Below are 15,824 nucleotides of genomic sequence, written 5' to 3'. Positions count from 1 at the left end.
GAACGGGACTTCAGGCGCTGTCGCGCTCGAGCGGAACGATGACGACGGTCGCGCCGTCGACGAGGACGACCCGAACGGATGCCCCGGTGTCGATGAGGCGCTGGGCGGATTCGGGTGCGAGGCGCGCCGTCCACGTCTCGCCGTTGGCAAGCTTGACGAGCCCGGTCGTGTCTGCCACGGGGGAGACGACTCGCCCCGACATCCCATGCAGTGCCGCGATGTTGCTCAGTGCCGGGTCCGCCCCCCGGCGCAAGTAGCGGAGCATGACGGGGCGGATGGTGAGGAGGAGCAACACCGAGACGGCGGCGGCCACGAGGAACTGCACCCACCATTCCCAGCCGAGGAGATTGGCGCCGAGGCCGGCGACCGAACCGAAGGCGATCATGAGGAAGGTGAACTCGAGTGTCAGAAGTTCGATGATCACGGCGATGAGGATCAGGATGAGCCACGCGATCCAGACGTACTGGGTGAGGTCCACCATTCGATCGCCCCTTCGACATCTCTGTGCTGAACCTATCACCGGAGCTCCGGCGGGGACCCCTATGCGTTCGGCGTGCTGCGCTCGATGGGGACGACCACCGCGGTCGCGCCGTCGACGCCGGTGACGAGCACGCGGTCGCCCACGGAGACATCCGGCTGCTCGGTGATGGGGGACAGGCGAGCCGTCCAGACCTCTCCATTCTGGAGACGAACCTGGCCGCCCGACGGGGTGACGGTACGCACAACCGATCCGTCGGCACCGATGAGCGCGTCGACATTGCTGCGCGCCGGATCGCCGCCGCGGCGGAGGAGCCTGAGCAGCGGCGGCCGAAGGGTCACCATGAGTGCCACAGAGACGACCGCCGCGATGAGGAACTGGGCCCACCAGGGAACGCCGAAGAGGCCTGAGAGGAGGCCGGCGACGCTGCCGAACGCCATCATCAGGAACGTCATCTCGAGCGTGAAGACCTCGATCGTGGCGAACGCGAGGATCAAGACCAGCCAGACGATCCAGGCGTACTGGGTCAGCACATCCAATTGCCCTCCTTCGCACCCGCCACCGTTCCGAAACTAGCAGGGCGGAGAGGCGACCGGGGGAGTTGATAGTCTCGGTTCGGCGTCCTGCCCGCGGACCGACGGTCCCAATTCCGAAGCTTCGAGGAGTCGACTCGTGACCAACCCACTCGCCCCCGATTCGCTCACCGGGCGTGTCGCCCTCGTGACGGGTTCGTCGCGCGGCATCGGCGCCGACACGGTGCGCTACCTCGCCGGCGCAGGTGCCGCCGTCGTCGTCAACTTCCGCAACAAGGAGGCCAGGGCAGCGAAGCTCGTCGACGAGATCGTCGCTGCCGGCGGCCGGGCGATCGCGGTGGGGGCCGACCTGACGGATCCCGCATCCGTCGCTGCGATGTTCGAGCGCACAGTGGCCGAACTCGGCCCCATCGACATCCTCGTCTTGAATGCCTCCGGCGGCATGGAGTCCGGCATGGGGGAGGACTACGCGATGCGCCTCAACCGCGACGCGCAGGTGAACGTCGTCGACGGAGCACTCCCGCACCTCGCCGACGGTGCTCGCATCGTGTTCGTCACCAGCCACCAGGCGCATTTCATCCGCACGACGCCGACAATGCCCGAGTACGAGCCGGTCGCGCTGTCGAAGCGTGCCGGTGAAGACGCGCTGCGCGAGAAGATCCCCGCCATCGAGGCGGCCGGATTCGAGTTCGTGGTCGTCTCCGGCGACATGATCGAGGGCACGATCACCGCGACCCTGCTCGAGCGAGCCAATCCCGGTGCGATCGAGGCTCGCAAGCAAGACGCGGGTCGTCTCTTCAACGTGTCGGAGTTCGCCGCCGAGGTGGCTTCCGCTGCGGTGGAGCCGGTACCGGCCGAGCACACCCGCTACGTGGGGGACACCTCGGGGTTCAACCGCGAAGTGTGACCCGCTGACGTGCTGAGGCCGGCCCGGAGCATCCGGCCGGCCTCATCTTCGTTCGCCGAGCGTCACACCGTCGCCGGTGCCCCGCGACCGAATGTGAACGCCCGCACGAGCTGCATGATGCCGAGCACGATGAGGCTGATGCCGGCGATGATGAACAGCACGATCGCAGCCCAGAGCGGCGAGAAGAGCAACACGATTCCGGCGATGATGCTGAGGATGCCGAAGAAGATCGCCCATCCCCTCGACGGGGCATCTCCGAGCTGTGCGAGGGCGACGACGCCTTCGACGATCCACAGGACGCCGATGAGCACGCCGATGAAGATCGCGAGGAAGACGGCGGTCGCGGCGAGATTCGCGAAGGCGAGGATGCCGCCGACGATGAACAGGATGCCGAGGATGACGTCCAAGGCCCTCGCGCCGCCGGAGATGCCTCTCGAGAAGATGCCGAGACCCACGTAGGCGATGCCGACGATCACGAGGTAGATCGCGAGCATCACCGTGAGGACAACAGCCGAGTCCTTCGGCCAGAACGTGATCAACAGGCCGATGATGAGCGCCGTGGCGCCGGTGATGCCGAGCATCGTGCGCACCGTGTTGATGACGGGCTTCGACAGGTTGGAGGCGTCAAGAGAGAACGAGGCGAACATCGCGCTGGGCTGCGGAGCAGACATGGAGTGTCCCTTCTGGCGACAACATGAGACGTGCAGCATCAGGGTATTGCTCACCATCGGCTGCTGGGTGGATGTCTGCCCCGAGCCTCGCCGCGTGTCGGGGCGGGGGACGGGTCACCCTGAACCGGCCACTTATTTCGCGGTGACTCATGTAAGTCGGATCGCATGGAAGACTGCACGAGTGGGACATCGTGTCGCGTGCATCACCGGCGTCGGACGCAGCAAGGGAATCGGGCGCGCGATCGCGTTGCGGCTCGCGTCCGAGGGCTGGGACATCGCGATCAACTACTGGCGACCGTACGACGTCCGAGAGGGGCTGGGCGACGGCACCGATCCGCAAGAGATCGACGACGAGCTCAAGGCAACAGGTCGGCGAGTACTGGCGGTGGAAGCCGACCTTGCTGACGCACGCGCTCCAGGCGAACTGATCGACCGCGCGAACACCGACCTTGGTCCCGCGTCGGCGCTCGTGCTGTCCCACGCCGAGTCGCACGATTCGGGCATCCTCGATACCTCGCTCGAGAGCTTCGATCGGCACTTCGCTGTGAACACGCGAGCTGCGTGGTTGCTCATCGGCGCGTTCGCTCGTCAGGTGCCCTCTGACGGGGGAGCCATCGTGGCACTCACGAGCGACCATGTGGTCGGCAACCTTCCCTATGGGGCGAGCAAGGGCGCGCTCGACCGTATCGTGGTCGCCGCAGCACGTGAACTCGGATCGCTCGGCATCAGAGCGAATGCGTTGAACCCCGGACCGATCGACACGGGTTGGATGAGCGACGAGGTTCGCGACGCATTGACGGCTCAGCAGCCGAGCGGGCGGCTGGGAACGCCGAACGATACGGCCGACATCGTGAGCTTCCTGGTGTCGCCACAGGGGAGATGGATCTCGGGCCAGCTCATCAAGAGCGATGGCGGGTTCTCGGTCTGATGCGGCTGTGGGGGAGACCCACCCGGGGTCAGGCTTCTCCGTCGAGCAGCCGTACGAGAGAGGCAAGGTCAGTTTCGAGGCTGTGCTGCACATCCTGTCCAAACCGGCGGGCCAGTTCTCGTTCTCGCGGTCCTTCCACCTTGGCGAGCAAGACGATGTGGCTCCCATCGCCGAGAGGATGAGCCTCGTGACGGACCGTGAGGTCGGCCCCGTCCAGGAACGTCGTGTCGGCATAGATGCGGCCGCTTTCGACGGCGTGATCATGAATGGGGCAGGGTCACCACCTTCGGCCTTGAGCAGTCCACGCGCCCCAATGGCGAACGGTTCATCAAGCCGCAGGAACTCCATGCTGGAGGACCACTCGGGGTGTGTCGCGAGATCGCACCATCTCGCGAAGAAGCGCTCCGGTGCAGCGGAAGAGTACGCCGTCGTATAGGCAACCTGAATCATCGCAGCACGGCGGCGACCGCGCTGATCTCGACGAGCGCGCCGGGCACGCCCAGCCCGGCGACACGAGCCGCGGTCACCAGGGCCGGCTGATCGGACGCGAGATCGGATGCGATCGCTCCGTACCCCGCCGCGAGATCGACGCCGTCGACGAAGAGCACCGTCCACTGGACGACGTCGCCGAGGGTCGCACCGGCCGCGGCGAGTGCGGTCTTCGCGTTCTCGAGGGCGCGGACAGACTGCGCGGCCACGTCGCCCTCGCCGACGAGCGAGCCGTCGGCGTCGACCGCGTTCTGACCGCCGACGTAGATGGTGGTCGCGCCGGGCGGCACGATGGCCACGTGGCTGAAAGCCGGGCTCGAGACGAGCCCTTCGGGACGGATGCGCTGGATGGCTGCCATGCCCGTACGATCGCACAGACCACCGACACCGGGGGCGGCCCCCGCCCTCGGCGTACACTGACTCGCATGTCGAGACGGCCGACCAGCATGAGAGCCGTGGTCTATGACCGGTACGGCTTGCCTGACCAACTGAGGGTCGAGGAGGTGCCGGTGCCGTCGCCGGGCGCGAAGCAGGTGCTCATCGAGGTCGCCGCGACATCCGTCAATCTCTCGGACTGGGAGAGCCTGACCGGAAGCCCGGCATACGCGCGGTTCGGGGGACTGCGAACCCCTTCGCATCGCGTGCTCGGATCGGACATCGCCGGTCGCGTCGCAGCCGTCGGCTCGGGCGTCACCGGTTTCGTGGTGGGCGACGAGGTGTACGGAGACAACCTGGGACTCATGGGCGGTTTCGCCGAGTTCGCGGTGGCACCCGAGGCGGCGCTCGCTCGCAAGCCTCGGGAGTTGACGTTCGCCGAGGCCTCGACCCTGCCCCAGGCCGGCGCGATCGCCCTTCAGGGCACTGCCCGTTCTCGCCCCGGGCTACGCGTGCTGATCAACGGGGCAGGCGGCGGCGCAGGCTCATTCGCCATCCAGCTCGCCTCGCGCTCCGGGGCACACGTGACCGGCGTCGACAACGCAGGAAAACTTGACTTTATTCGAGAGCTCGGCGCCGACGAAGCGATCGACTATCGCAGCGAGGACTTCACCCGGTTCGAACCGTACGATCTCGTGCTCGATCTCGTCGCCCACCGATCCGTGTTCGCCTACCGAAGGGCATTGGCGCCCGGCGGCCGCTACCTCTGTGTCGGTGGATCGGTTCGAGCACTGCTGCGGGTCGTGACGGTCGGGGCGGCGATCGCACTCCTCACCGGGCGCCGGATGGGGGTCATGGTTGCGAGGCAGGGGCCCGAGCACTTCGAGCCCGTCGCTGGGCGGTGCGTCGCCGGCGACGTTCGCATCCACATCGACCGTGTCTTCCCGCTCGACGAGGTGCCGCAGGCGCTCACCCACGTTGGTGAGGGGCGCGCACTCGGCAAGGTGGTCGTCACGCCATAGAGCCCCATCGAGTTCGTCGGCTCAATACAAGGTTCAATTGCTGATCGCGGGTGCGCGATTGAGGTAGGTGTCGTTGCTGACCTGCGAGGCGGCGAACGCGGCGATGTCAGCGCGGGTGACGGCAACTCCGATCTTGTATCTTGTCGGTTACGTCGGCCGGACCTCACTCGTTCTCGTAAGGGGTGTACGTCGGCCTTCGCCACCCTGTCGAGGCAGCCACGACGAGCTGCTGGCCGACGTCGCCGACTACGGTGTGGGCTCCGGTGAGGACTGCGGAGACGGGGCGGGCTCGGGTGCAGGTGTGGGTTCTGGAGACGGGGCCGGCTCAGGTGCCGGCGTGGTCTCCGGAGACGGGGCCGGTTCGGGTGCAGGCGTCGGCGGCGGCGCGCTCGGGTCAGAAGTCGGTGACGGAATGCCCGTCGAGGGTTCCTGCGTGGAGGGCGCCGGCGTTTCCGCGGGTGGGGGATCCGCTGCCGACTGGACCGGCGGTGCGTCTTCGAGGATTTCGACGATCTCCGTACTGAAGGCTTCGAGCTGTTCGATGATCTCGGTGAGCGTGTACGACGTGATGCCCTGCGCGAATTGGACAAGTTCATTCCAGACTTCGCCGAGCGCATTGAGCTGCTCATCGCCCGGCTCGCCGGCAACGGACAGGACGAGCTGGTTGGCGATGGCTGCGGTGATGCAGTTGTAGCAGTCGTAGTTCGCCGCGACGGCGAGGTTCTGCGGTACCACGACCTGCGCGTCCTCCATGATCAGCACGACCTGGAATGCGACCGCGACGGCCACGCAGTCCGAACAGGACGCATAGGCGTGCGCTTCGTTGACGTTGAGGACCTCGTCACCATCCGCCCAGACCAGTGCGAACGCGAGGTCGTAGATGACAGAGCCGTCCTCCGTGGCCACGGCGAGGGCCTGATTGTCACCTTCGGCAGGCGGAAGTGGCTTGTTGAAGGGGAAGACCCAAGTGTCCTCTGGTGCGCTGCCGGAGCCGTTCGAGTCGTCTGTTGGGACGAGCACCATGGCGAGCACCGGATCCTCATTGGTGGGCAGTGCCGTGCCCTCCTCGAATACTGCAACGAGTGACTGATCGCTGGACAGCCTGGTCTCCGCCGCCGTGCCTGGCGGGGCACTCGAGCTCGAGGGCGGGCCGACCCCGTCGCGCTGCGCCGTGGGCTGCCACGGGAGGAGCGCAGTGAGGGTTCCCCGCTCGTCTGGCTGGATGGGCCGGTAGGTGCCCGGGTCGGGCCACCAGGCCCAGGCCAGGCCGCCGATCACGACCGCGCCCAGGGTAGCGGCCGCGACCCGCTTGCGCGCCGAGCCGCGGCTCCATCCGACCAGTCGGCCAGCGAGCCGGAACCCCATTCGTCCGAGCACGAGGGCGCAGGCCAGCACAGGCAGAACGACCCCCAGTGCCTCGAGCCCGTGGCCTGCAACGTCGAGGAATCGACCACCGCCGGCCGCTTCGGCGACGGCGGTCGCGTCTTCCTCCAAGGCGGCCCCGGCACTTCCCAGCAGGCGGGGCACGGCCCGCACCATGGCGTAGAGCATGAACGCCATCAGAGGAACGGTCACGAGCACCCACAGCGTGATGAGCACCCGCGCACGGGGCGTCAGTATCCGCTGATCAGGGGAGTTCCAGCGGTGGGGCAGCAGCCCCATCAGGGTGGGCTTGATGCGGTGGTAGAGGTCAGGGACACCCGCCACGTCGGCGAGCACGTGATACCCATCGAATCGCAGCAGGGGCAGCAATTGCGTCACCATCTGCAGGATCTGCGTGGCCACCAGCAGAAGCAGGGCCTCCCAGCCTGTGACCCACCACCACGCGAAGGTGAGCACCACGACGACCGCGTTGAAGTACAGACCGCCGAGGTCGGTTCGGAGCCGTCCCACCCGATCCAGCCGGTAGCTGTCGGTGACGTCGGTGTAGAAGGCAGGCCAGACCAGGAAGAAACCGGCCCCCATCGAGCCGGGCACGCCACCGCTGTAGCGGTTCGCAGCGGCGTGCCCGAACTCGTGCAGGCCACCGGAGATCACCGTCACCACGAAGACCAGCACGAGCAGGTGCGGGCGCTCGAAGGCCTCGTACGCTGAGGCGCCCAGGCCCCGCTCGAAAAACACCCAGATCACTACAGCGAAGAATGCAACCAGCACGGGCAGGACCACCACGGACCGGAAGAGGAACCGGAACGGATCGGTCAGCCGGCGGGTGACGCTCGGGCTGGTCACCGCAACCTTGGGCTTGAGGCCGAGAAGCGGGTCCGAGCGTTTCAGCTCGGGCGCCGAGCCGTCGGCCCCGAGCACAAGACCGAGCGGCCGCAGGTGGCGGTTCACCAACGCGACGACGTCCGCTTCGGAGACGCTGCGGCCCAGTGCGCGACCGACTACCGCCGCGATCTCCGCAGAGCTGCGACTGCCGTCGGCGGCGTTCAGCACGAGGTAGAGCAGCGGGGTGAGTTGGAGAACCTGCCCGTCTCCCCGCCTCACCAGGGCAGGCGGGGTCCGGTATCCGGACCCCACCATGTCCCCGATGAGCTGGACGCCGTCGACGCGGGTGGGGGCGTCGATCAGCGTGGTCACGGCGTGGTGTCGTCAGCCGGGTCGACCGTCTCGGCGGCAGGGGCCGGCTCCTGCGCCACCGGTGCACTGGCGATGGCGGGATCGTCGGTCGACGCGGTATCGGTGTCGACCGGCTCCAGCGACGACTGGTCGATGTCGGAGATCTGGTCGGAGAGGCCGTCCGCGTTCCCGGTGATGCTCTGCGTGATGATGGCGGTTTGCTGCGCGATCGCGGTCGCTTCCGAGTTCTCCGACAGGATGTTCGCAGCCACCGACGCATCGATGGGCGCCGCGACGTTGGCGTTCGCCGCGATGGCGCCGTTGATCGGCGCTGCCAGATCGGCGTCCAGGTCGACGTTGACGTCGACGTTGAGCAGGTCGCCCTTGAGCAAGTCGCCAGTGTTGAGCCTCGTCAGTGCGTCGGTGACGTCGTCGACCACCTCGCCGATCGTTCCAAGGATGTTCCCCGCCGCGTCCAGGACTTGGCCGGTGATCGGGTTCAGCACACCGATGACGTTGCCCAGCGAGTTGACCACGTTGCCGGTCGCACCGTCGAGGATGCCGATCACGTTGCCAGCGGAGTCCAGGACGGTGGTGCCGTCCAGGAAGTCGGTCACCGTGCCCAGCACATTCCCGACCGTGTCGAGCACCTGGCCGGTGAGCGGGTCCAGCACACCCACGACGTTGCCGGTGGCGTCGAGCACGTTGCCGGTAGCCGCATCCAGGATGCCGAGGACGTTGCCGTTCAAGCCAACCACGGTGGCACCATCGACGAGGTCGGTGACCGTTCCGATCAGGTTGCCCGCCGAGTCGAGAACGACACCTGTCGTCTCGTTCAGCGTGCCCAGGATCGAACCGTCAGGGGCCACCACGTTGCCGGCCGCGGTATCCAGCGTGCCGATGATGTTGCCGGCCGAGTCGATCACGACGCTGCCGTCCACGGGCGCGGCAGACGCAGCGGCGAGCTCGGTGGGCGCCATCAGCGTGGATGCCTCGCCGACGCCCTCCGCGGGGACCGCACCGCCCACGACGGTGTCGCTCTGGTCGATGGTGCTGTCCTGCAGCGCGGTCGCTGTCGCGTCGGCGGCGACCGTCTGAGTGATCTGCACACCCTGGTCGGCCATCGCTTGGGCGGTCGAGCCGTCGGCAAGCAGGTTGGCGCTGACAGCTGCATCGATCGGCGCCACGACGTTGGCATTGAGGGCCACGGCCAGGTCGATGGGCGCCGCGCCGTCGATGGCCAGGTCGATGTCGGCGGCGAGGTCCAGGATCGAGACGACTTCCTTGTCTGGCAGGGCTACGATGCCCTCGTCGGCCAGTTCTGCGGGCGTGAGGGGCTCACGCTTTTTCTCGTCCATGATGATTTCTCCTCCACGACGCACGGTCAGTCAGCTCGGCCGGAACGTCGCTGTCGTCGATTTGGGTATAAACACCACACCTATCACGCACCCCGGACTGCCGTAGGAGGCTGCATGGTCGTGCGAGCTGTGCTACACTTCACGCTTCAACTCGGCGAGAGCGGCGAGGACACCAACCGGTGCCGATTGGTTCAACCAATCGGATCGACGTGGGTTCAACGTCTACCAGGACATCACCGTGCGTGTGCTCGACCTTGTCTCGGATGACGAAGGCCACCACGTCGGCGGCTGGTGCTTGGGTGAGCGCATGTCAGAACGACGTGGCGGTGCGCCTTCCTCTTAGACCACGTCGACGATCAGCGACGAGGATTGATACGCCCGCGAGTTCGACGGTGCGGAGTACTCCGACGTGCGATTCGTCGACATCGACCTCACCGAGGCATCGAGTTCCGGCGCGACCTTCACCAACTGCGTCTTCGTCAATGTGAAGTTCAACATCTCCAAATCACGAATCCACCGCGTTCGTGAACTGCACCTTCCGCAGCTGCAACTTCTTCGACGCGACCTTCACCGGCTGCAAGCTCGTCGGCTGCGTTTCGACAGCTGCGACTTCAGCATCCTGAAGGAACACGCATCGGCCTTATAGCCGATAATGCACATTATGTCCGTTTGCTCGAACGGGCCTGTTAGGGCGTCTCCCCTGAGCCCACCGACGAACGCGGTGACCGGGTGGTGGGCTCAACCGCTTCGCCCAAAGTGCTTGCAAGCACTACCGTCAGCCAATACGGTCTCGACAAGCGGATGAGACCACAAGCGGAAGGCATTTCATGCTGAAGCAAGTCGCTGAGGGCGTGCTCGTTCACGAGAGCGAGTTCATCCAGAGTAATTCCGTTGTGGTGCAGGGCCGGGACGGCGTGTTGCTCATCGACCCCGGCATAACGAGCGACGAAATGGCCGCCCTCGCGAACGACCTTCGTGAGCTGGGCCAGCCCGTCGTGGCAGGCTTCTCGACGCATTCTGATTGGGACCACGTGCTCTGGCACGCGAACTTCGGCGACGCGCACCGTTACGGTACAGCCCGCTGCGCGGCCTCTCTCCAAGATCTGCTGTCGAACGCGGACTGGAAGGACCGCGTAGCCGAGGGGCTCCCGCCGGAGTACGCCGAGGAGATCCCAATGGAGCTGCTCGGTCTCATTACCGGTCTGTCCACCGAAGCTGCGCAGATCCCTTGGGATGGCCCCGAAGTAAGGATCATCGAGCATCAGGCCCATGCCCCAGGCCACGCGGCCCTGTTGATCGAGGAGCGCGGTGTCCTCGTCGCCGGCGACATGCTGTCTGACATCCTGATGCCGTTCCTCGATCTCGAGGCCGCGAATCCGATCGAGGACTACCTCGCCGCGTTGCGGCTGTTCGATGGTGTGGCCGACCATGTTCATGCCGTCATCCCCGGTCACGGCTCGGTCGGCGGAGCTGAGCAGCTACGAGCACGAATCAAACTGGATCGCGCGTACGTGGAGGACCTGCGAGACGGCGGTGTTCCCGACGACCCGCGGGTCGGTCCATCTGCCCCATTGGATTGGCTGCCCGACGTGCACAGATGGCAACTCCATCGGCTCGCCGAGAGAGAGCAGAACGAGACGCCCGCATAGCGGTCATCCACCGCGACGCTCGTCGAGCCGCTGAAATTTCCGGACGCCCAGCGGAACCGGATTCCTGTTTGAGCCGCCCACAAAGTGCCCGGCCAAGGTGCCCAAACCGCAGCGAATCGGTTCGGCTCGGCTCGGTAGCATGCAACGCATGGCCATCAAACTTGAGAACGTCGGCATCGCCGTTCGCGACCTCGAAGCAACGATCTCCTTTTTCACCGACCTCGGTCTCACGGTCGTCGGCCGTGACACGGTCAGTGGTGAGTGGACCGACACTGCCGTCGGCCTTGATGGCAACCACGCCAAGATTGCGATGCTCCAGACGCCAGACGGCCATGGTCGCCTTGAGCTCTTCGAGTACATCCACCCCGAGGCGATCGAGTCGGAGCCCACTCGGCCCAACGAGATTGGCATGCACCGCGTTGCCTTCTCAGTCGACGACATCGACGAAGCCCTTGAGGTCGTCGCGAGGCACGGATACCGTCCGCTTCGCGGCGTGGCGACCTATGAAGACGTCTATAAACTCACGTACGTCCGCGGTCCCAGTGGCATCCTCGTGATGCTCGCCGAGGAGCTGAAGAAGAACTGACGCCACTCCCCCGATTCGGTTGGCTCGTCCCTCGACAGGTAACCACGTGGTTACCTATAGTGGTCATGTGGATCCGGTATTCAAGGCAATCTCCGACCCGACGAGGCGAATCCTCGTCGAGGAGCTCGCCGAGCGCGATGAGCAGACGCTCTTCGAACTGTGCGTACGACTCATGTCGCGGCACGGGCTCGAGGTCTCACGGCAGGCCGTCGCGAAGCACCTCGATGTGCTCGAGCAGGCCGGGCTCGTGACAATACGACGCGAGGGCAGGTACCGCCTCCACTCCCTCGATCGCGCACCGCTGCGCGCCACGTGGGACGAGTGGTTCCGGCCGCTCGTGACATCCGACGACCAGATGACCGACCAAGAACAGGAGTGACCATGCGCATCAACCTCACGAGCGTGCTCGTCGACGACCAGGCCAAGGCTCTCGACTTCTACACCGACGTGCTCGGGTTCGAGAAGAAGACCGATTTCGCGGCCGGCGAGGCCCGCTGGCTCACCGTCGTTTCTCCCGACGATCCCGACGGCGTCGAGCTCGTGCTCGAGCCCGACGAACACCCGGCAGCGGGGCCGTTCAAGCAGGCGCTCGTCGCCGATGGCATCCCGTTCACCTCGTTCGCTGTTGACGACGTCGAGGCCGAGCACGCGCGCCTCGTTGCCGCGGGCGTCGAGTTCACGCAACCGCCGACCGCGATGGGTCCCATGACGACCGCGGTCTTCGACGACACGTGCGGCAACCTCATCCAGATCGCGAGCATGGCCGCCTCCTGACGAGACGGAAGACGGCGTTGTGCTCCGGTCCCTGTCACCGATGCAACGTCGTGAGAATGACGAGCTGCTGCGTTGCCCGGGTCATCGCGACATAGCGGTCGACGGCTCCTTCGATGCCGTTGCCGAACGCATCAGGGTCGATGAGGACGACCAGGTCGAACTCGAGTCCCTTTGACAATTCCGGCGTCAGAGAACGGATCCGGGATGTCCCCTCGAATGTCGGATCGCCGATGACGCAGGCGATGCCGTCGGCGTGTGCGGCGAGCCATGTTCCGAGGATCGAGTCCAGGTCCGAAGTCGATCCGCGCACGATGGGGATGCCGCTGCGGTGTATGGAAGTCGGCACGTTGGCGTCCGGCAGGACGGCCCGGATGACGGGCTCTGCTTGCGCCATCACCTCTTCCGGCGTCCGGTAGTTGATGCTCAACGAGGCCAGGTTGATGTGGTGGAACCCGACCCCCTCGAGCCGTTCCTGCCACGACTCGTGGAACCCGTGTCTCGCTTGGGCGCGGTCCCCACGATGGTGAAGCTTCGCGAGGGGCAGCGGCGCAACAGCATCTGACACGGCGATCGGCTGCCCTCGTGTCTCTCGCCCATAGGGTGGAGCGATGATCCGTCACACCGTCGCGTTCCGTCTGCGTCACCCCTCGGGTTCCGAAGCAGAACGATCGTTCCTCGAGACCGCGCAGGTGCTCGCCGGCATTCCGGGTGTCGAGCGATTCGAGCAGCTCCACCAGGTGAGCGCGAAGAACGACTTCACGTTCGGATTCTCAATGGAGTTCTCCGATGCCGCTGCGTACGCGTCGTACAACGAGCATCCCGATCATGTCGCCTTCGTCGCCGCACGATGGGTGCCCGAGGTCGAGGAGTTCCTCGAGATCGACTACGCGCCGTACGCTGCGTAACCCAGCACCACTCCCCCGGCGACTCTCGCGACTCAGCGCGGCTCGCCGCGCTCTTCGTATCGCTCGAGGCGCCGTCCGGTTGCGGGCATGCCGAGCTCGTTGAGTGGTCCCGCTCCGTCGCGCTCGGGAATGCGCTCGTCGGTGGGACACGTCATCACGGTGTTGGGCGTGGAGTGATCGAACGAGTGCTCGAACATCGGGTGTCCACACAATGGACACCTCTGCTCATCGAGCGAACGCTCCTCTGGCTCGCTCTCGGTGATCGGTGGCGGACCGAACATCGGGAAGAGCGCTCGATCCACCCTCTCGAAGAAGTGCGTGAACGCGTTGCCCTCTTGGCGGCTCGCCGCGTCGCGTGCCATGGCACGATGGTACGCCCGTACTGCGCGTTCCCGCCAGAGGCGACTGTGGGCACCTAGGCTTGCCGGCATGGAAACGGATGCCTCGTCACGGCCGGTCACGATCATCACGGGAGCGAGCCGCGGCATCGGTGCGGCGATCGCCGAACGACTGGCCGCCGACGGACACGACCTCGTACTGACGTTTCGGGACAGGGTGGCGGATGCCGATGAGGTGGCACGCCTGTGCGAGGCATCCGGTGCCCGTGTGTTCTTCCTGCAGGTCGACCTCGCCGACCTCGACGTGGCCGCGACGGTCGTGCCGACGGCGATCGACGAGTTCGGGACGATCACTGGTCTCGTGAACAACGCCGGGATCACGGGTCGGATCGGCGGATTCCTCGACGCATCCATCGAGGAGTCCGAGCTCCTGTTCCGCGTGAACGTGCTCGCGCCGATCGTGCTCACGCGCGCTGCGATCGCGCACATGGCGACGGATCGCGGCGGCGCCGGCGGCTCGATCGTGAACATCTCCTCGGGCGCAGCGACGACGGGTTCGCCGAACACCTACATCCCCTACTCGATGAGCAAGGCCGCGCTCAACGCGCTCACGACGGGCACGGCGAAGGAGTTCGGCCCGGTCGGGGTGCGGGTCAACACCGTGTCGCCCGGCACCACTCGCACCGAGATCCATGCGGCCGCGGGTCGCCCGAACGCGCCCGAGGAACGCGCGCCGCGCATTCCGATGCGCCGGCCGGGCGAGCCCCACGAGATCGCGGGAGCCGTCGCGTACCTCTTCTCTCCCGACGCGTCCTACACGTCGGGCGCCGACATCCGCGTGGCAGGCGGCAACTAGAGGGGAACGCCCATCACGCCTCGCCGAAGCCGGACTCGGCGAGTTCGGCGATGGCGTCGACCGCTTCGCGTCCGTCGGGATCGGCACTCGCGATCTCGACGGCAGCTCCCTTCGTCAAGCCGAGCGACATGATGCCGAGCAGGCTCTTCGCATCCGTGCCGTTCACGGTGATCTTCTGCTTGAATCCGCTCGCGAGCTTCACGAGCTCCGCAGCGGGACGCGCGTGCAGGCCGTCGGCGTTCACGAGTGTAATCGAGCGGGAGTAGACGGAGCCGGATGCCGCTGAGCCGCCGGTGGTCGCGGCATCCGTGCCGACCGTGGCCTCGGCCGCCGCGCCGACCGGCTCTGCTCCCCCACGTGCGGATTCCGCCGCTGCCACGACCGCATCGAGCCCATCGCCCGACTCCGCAGACACCGCGGCAGCGACGCCGCCTTCGACGAGTGGGGCGTCGACGATGCGAACCCGTTCCCGCACTTCGTCGTCGAGGAAGTCGAGGGCGGTCTCGGCCGTGAGGATCGCGGAGCCGAGGTCGCAGAGCACGGCCACGCCCTCGCCGGCATCGGCGTCGGTGATCGCCGACGACACGAGGTCGAAGCTCGTGCCGATCCGGCCGTCGTCCGTGCCGCCTGCAGCGGCGAGCGTCGCCGTCGGCGCCATCTGGCGAGCGAGATCGACGAGGCCTGCGGCGATCTGCTGGGAGTGCGACACGAAGACGACGCCGACCTTCCCGGCCGTCGCCACGTCAGGCACCTGCCGACGCCGCCGCTGCGTCGGCCGCCGCCTGCAGGAGGAGGGCGCTCGATTCGGCGCCCGGGTCGCGATGTCCGGCGGAGCGCTCGCCGAGGTAGCTCGCGCGCCCCTTGCGCGCAACGAGCGGTTCCGTCGCCGCGGCGCCCTTCCACGCGGCACTCGCCGCGGCCTCGAGGGCGCCGACGGCATCCGCTCCGTCCGCGGCAGCGGCCGTGGCGGCGTCGACGGCGGGCGTCCACGCGTCGACCATCGTCTTGTCGCCGGGTTCGGCCTTGCCTCGCAAGACGATTCCGTCGCGAGCCGCCGTGAGGATGCCCGCGATCGCCTCGCCGTCGAGCGAGACCGAATCGCCTGCAGCGACCGCGGCCTTCAGGTACGCGGTGCCGTAGAGCGGCCCTGCCGCACCGCCGACGGTCGAGATGAGCGTCGTCGCGACGAGCTTCAGCACGTCGCCGGGGGTGGATCCGGCATGCAGGTCGTCGAGTTTCGGGAGCACTGCCTGGAAGCCGCGATCCATGTTCTCGCCGTGGTCTCCGTCGCCGATCTCGCGATCCAACGTGATCAGCTCGATTCGGTGGTCCGATACGACCTGCGCGCTCCGCCTGACCCAGTCCACCGCCCAGGTGATATCCAATCCCACCGACA

General features: G+C 66.7%; 20 protein-coding genes and 1 pseudogene. 11 read left to right on the top strand and 10 right to left on the bottom strand.

Annotated elements, in window-relative coordinates:
- Window positions 1–10: 10 nt before the first annotated feature.
- Together QFZ29_RS07920 and QFZ29_RS07915 are read right to left on the bottom strand one after the other, a co-directional pair.
- A complete protein-coding gene (locus QFZ29_RS07920; RefSeq protein WP_306893628.1) occupies window positions 11–481 on the bottom strand; it encodes an NfeD family protein in 471 nt (156 codons plus the stop codon).
- 59 nt (window positions 482–540) lie between these two features.
- Entirely contained in the window at window positions 541–1,011 is a 471-nt protein-coding gene (locus tag QFZ29_RS07915; protein ID WP_306896653.1) for an NfeD family protein, read from the bottom strand.
- A 139-nt stretch (window positions 1,012–1,150) separates the two neighbouring features.
- On the opposite strand from QFZ29_RS07915, the gene QFZ29_RS07910 reads away from it, so the two are divergent.
- Window positions 1,151–1,918, top strand: a complete 768-nt coding sequence (locus tag QFZ29_RS07910; protein ID WP_306893627.1) for an SDR family oxidoreductase — start codon at window positions 1,151–1,153, stop codon at window positions 1,916–1,918.
- Window positions 1,919–1,980: 62 nt separating this feature from the next.
- On the opposite strand, the gene QFZ29_RS07905 is transcribed toward QFZ29_RS07910, so the two are convergent.
- Window positions 1,981–2,589 (bottom strand): HdeD family acid-resistance protein, encoded by a 609-nt coding sequence (locus QFZ29_RS07905; RefSeq protein WP_306893626.1) that lies wholly within the window; start codon window positions 2,587–2,589, stop codon window positions 1,981–1,983.
- A gap of 181 nt (window positions 2,590–2,770) precedes the next feature.
- Here QFZ29_RS07905 and QFZ29_RS07900 point away from each other — a divergent pair, with 181 nt between their 5' ends.
- Both QFZ29_RS07900 and QFZ29_RS07895 read left to right on the top strand, forming a co-directional pair.
- On the top strand, window positions 2,771–3,517 hold the full coding sequence (locus QFZ29_RS07900; protein ID WP_306893625.1) for an SDR family oxidoreductase: 747 nt from the start codon (window positions 2,771–2,773) through the stop codon (window positions 3,515–3,517).
- A gap of 7 nt (window positions 3,518–3,524) precedes the next feature.
- Entirely contained in the window at window positions 3,525–3,953 is a 429-nt protein-coding gene (locus QFZ29_RS07895; protein WP_306893624.1) for a hypothetical protein, read from the top strand.
- A 10-nt stretch (window positions 3,954–3,963) separates the two neighbouring features.
- On the opposite strand, the gene QFZ29_RS07890 is transcribed toward QFZ29_RS07895, so the two are convergent.
- Complete coding sequence (locus QFZ29_RS07890; protein WP_306893623.1) at window positions 3,964–4,365, bottom strand: RidA family protein; 402 nt, start codon at window positions 4,363–4,365, stop codon at window positions 3,964–3,966.
- A gap of 117 nt (window positions 4,366–4,482) precedes the next feature.
- Here QFZ29_RS07890 and QFZ29_RS07885 point away from each other — a divergent pair, with 117 nt between their 5' ends.
- The gene (locus QFZ29_RS07885) at window positions 4,483–5,403 is read left to right on the top strand and encodes an NAD(P)-dependent alcohol dehydrogenase (protein ID WP_306893622.1); all 921 of its coding nucleotides are present in this window, start codon (window positions 4,483–4,485) and stop codon (window positions 5,401–5,403) included.
- Between the two features lie 246 nt (window positions 5,404–5,649).
- Here QFZ29_RS07885 and QFZ29_RS07880 read toward each other — a convergent pair whose 3' ends face one another.
- Window positions 5,650–7,983 carry a hypothetical protein gene (locus QFZ29_RS07880; protein WP_306893621.1) on the bottom strand — a complete coding sequence of 778 codons (2,334 nt, stop codon included), beginning with the start codon at window positions 7,981–7,983 and terminating at the stop codon, window positions 5,650–5,652.
- A complete protein-coding gene (locus QFZ29_RS07875) occupies window positions 7,980–9,320 on the bottom strand; it encodes a hypothetical protein (protein WP_306893620.1) in 1,341 nt (446 codons plus the stop codon). Before QFZ29_RS07875 ends, QFZ29_RS07880 begins: the two co-directional genes overlap by 4 nt.
- 409 nt (window positions 9,321–9,729) lie before the next feature.
- On the opposite strand from QFZ29_RS07875, the gene QFZ29_RS20470 reads away from it, so the two are divergent.
- The 5 genes from QFZ29_RS20470 to QFZ29_RS07850 all read left to right on the top strand — a co-directional run bounded on the left by QFZ29_RS20470 (window position 9,730) and on the right by QFZ29_RS07850 (window position 12,329).
- Window positions 9,730–9,966 (top strand): hypothetical protein, encoded by a 237-nt coding sequence (locus QFZ29_RS20470; RefSeq protein ID WP_306893619.1) that lies wholly within the window; start codon window positions 9,730–9,732, stop codon window positions 9,964–9,966.
- Window positions 9,967–10,147: 181 nt separating this feature from the next.
- Window positions 10,148–10,969 carry an MBL fold metallo-hydrolase gene (locus tag QFZ29_RS07865; protein WP_306893618.1) on the top strand — a complete coding sequence of 274 codons (822 nt, stop codon included), beginning with the start codon at window positions 10,148–10,150 and terminating at the stop codon, window positions 10,967–10,969.
- A 148-nt stretch (window positions 10,970–11,117) separates the two neighbouring features.
- A complete protein-coding gene (locus tag QFZ29_RS07860) occupies window positions 11,118–11,555 on the top strand; it encodes a VOC family protein (RefSeq protein WP_306896651.1) in 438 nt (145 codons plus the stop codon).
- 67 nt (window positions 11,556–11,622) lie between these two features.
- A complete protein-coding gene (locus QFZ29_RS07855) occupies window positions 11,623–11,934 on the top strand; it encodes an ArsR/SmtB family transcription factor (RefSeq protein WP_306893617.1) in 312 nt (103 codons plus the stop codon).
- Window positions 11,935–11,936: 2 nt separating this feature from the next.
- Window positions 11,937–12,329, top strand: coding sequence for a VOC family protein (locus QFZ29_RS07850; protein WP_306893616.1), 393 nt, complete (start codon window positions 11,937–11,939; stop codon window positions 12,327–12,329).
- Between the two features lie 34 nt (window positions 12,330–12,363).
- On the opposite strand, the pseudogene QFZ29_RS07845 reads toward QFZ29_RS07850, so the two are convergent.
- Window positions 12,364–12,893, bottom strand: a pseudogene (locus QFZ29_RS07845) (AAA family ATPase); the annotation flags it as partial.
- Between the two features lie 44 nt (window positions 12,894–12,937).
- Between QFZ29_RS07845 and QFZ29_RS07840 the strand changes: the two are divergent.
- Complete coding sequence (locus tag QFZ29_RS07840) at window positions 12,938–13,234, top strand: Dabb family protein (protein ID WP_306893615.1); 297 nt, start codon at window positions 12,938–12,940, stop codon at window positions 13,232–13,234.
- 32 nt (window positions 13,235–13,266) lie between these two features.
- On the opposite strand, the gene QFZ29_RS07835 is transcribed toward QFZ29_RS07840, so the two are convergent.
- Window positions 13,267–13,596, bottom strand: coding sequence for a hypothetical protein (locus QFZ29_RS07835; protein WP_306893614.1), 330 nt, complete (start codon window positions 13,594–13,596; stop codon window positions 13,267–13,269).
- 67 nt (window positions 13,597–13,663) lie between these two features.
- Between QFZ29_RS07835 and QFZ29_RS07830 the strand changes: the two genes are divergently transcribed.
- The gene (locus QFZ29_RS07830) at window positions 13,664–14,428 is read left to right on the top strand and encodes an SDR family NAD(P)-dependent oxidoreductase (protein ID WP_306893613.1); all 765 of its coding nucleotides are present in this window, start codon (window positions 13,664–13,666) and stop codon (window positions 14,426–14,428) included.
- A gap of 13 nt (window positions 14,429–14,441) precedes the next feature.
- On the opposite strand, the gene dhaM is transcribed toward QFZ29_RS07830, so the two are convergent.
- Window positions 14,442–15,170 (bottom strand): dihydroxyacetone kinase phosphoryl donor subunit DhaM, encoded by a 729-nt coding sequence (dhaM, locus tag QFZ29_RS07825; protein WP_306893612.1) that lies wholly within the window; start codon window positions 15,168–15,170, stop codon window positions 14,442–14,444.
- A 1-nt stretch (window position 15,171) separates the two neighbouring features.
- On the bottom strand, window positions 15,172–15,819 hold the full coding sequence (gene dhaL, locus QFZ29_RS07820) for a dihydroxyacetone kinase subunit DhaL (protein WP_373426265.1): 648 nt from the start codon (window positions 15,817–15,819) through the stop codon (window positions 15,172–15,174).
- Between the last annotated feature and the right edge of the window lie 5 nt (window positions 15,820–15,824).

Source organism: Agromyces albus (assembly GCF_030815405.1).
Lineage (GTDB): Bacteria > Actinomycetota > Actinomycetes > Actinomycetales > Microbacteriaceae > Agromyces > Agromyces albus_A.
Note: the sequence above shows the minus strand (reverse complement) of the source record. Positions and strands in the feature narration are given on the sequence as shown.

Coding starts and splice junctions, on each gene's coding strand:
- QFZ29_RS07865 (WP_306893618.1), top strand. CDS start 10,148: ATGCTGAAGCAAGTCGCTGAGGGCGTGCTCGTTCACGAGAGCGAGTTC.
- QFZ29_RS07875 (WP_306893620.1), bottom strand. CDS start 9,320: ATGGACGAGAAAAAGCGTGAGCCCCTCACGCCCGCAGAACTGGCCGAC.
- QFZ29_RS07850 (WP_306893616.1), top strand. CDS start 11,937: ATGCGCATCAACCTCACGAGCGTGCTCGTCGACGACCAGGCCAAGGCT.
- QFZ29_RS07830 (WP_306893613.1), top strand. CDS start 13,664: ATGGAAACGGATGCCTCGTCACGGCCGGTCACGATCATCACGGGAGCG.
- QFZ29_RS07890 (WP_306893623.1), bottom strand. CDS start 4,365: ATGGCAGCCATCCAGCGCATCCGTCCCGAAGGGCTCGTCTCGAGCCCG.
- QFZ29_RS07920 (WP_306893628.1), bottom strand. CDS start 481: ATGGTGGACCTCACCCAGTACGTCTGGATCGCGTGGCTCATCCTGATC.
- QFZ29_RS07835 (WP_306893614.1), bottom strand. CDS start 13,596: ATGGCACGCGACGCGGCGAGCCGCCAAGAGGGCAACGCGTTCACGCAC.
- QFZ29_RS07905 (WP_306893626.1), bottom strand. CDS start 2,589: ATGTCTGCTCCGCAGCCCAGCGCGATGTTCGCCTCGTTCTCTCTTGAC.
- QFZ29_RS07860 (WP_306896651.1), top strand. CDS start 11,118: ATGGCCATCAAACTTGAGAACGTCGGCATCGCCGTTCGCGACCTCGAA.
- QFZ29_RS07840 (WP_306893615.1), top strand. CDS start 12,938: ATGATCCGTCACACCGTCGCGTTCCGTCTGCGTCACCCCTCGGGTTCC.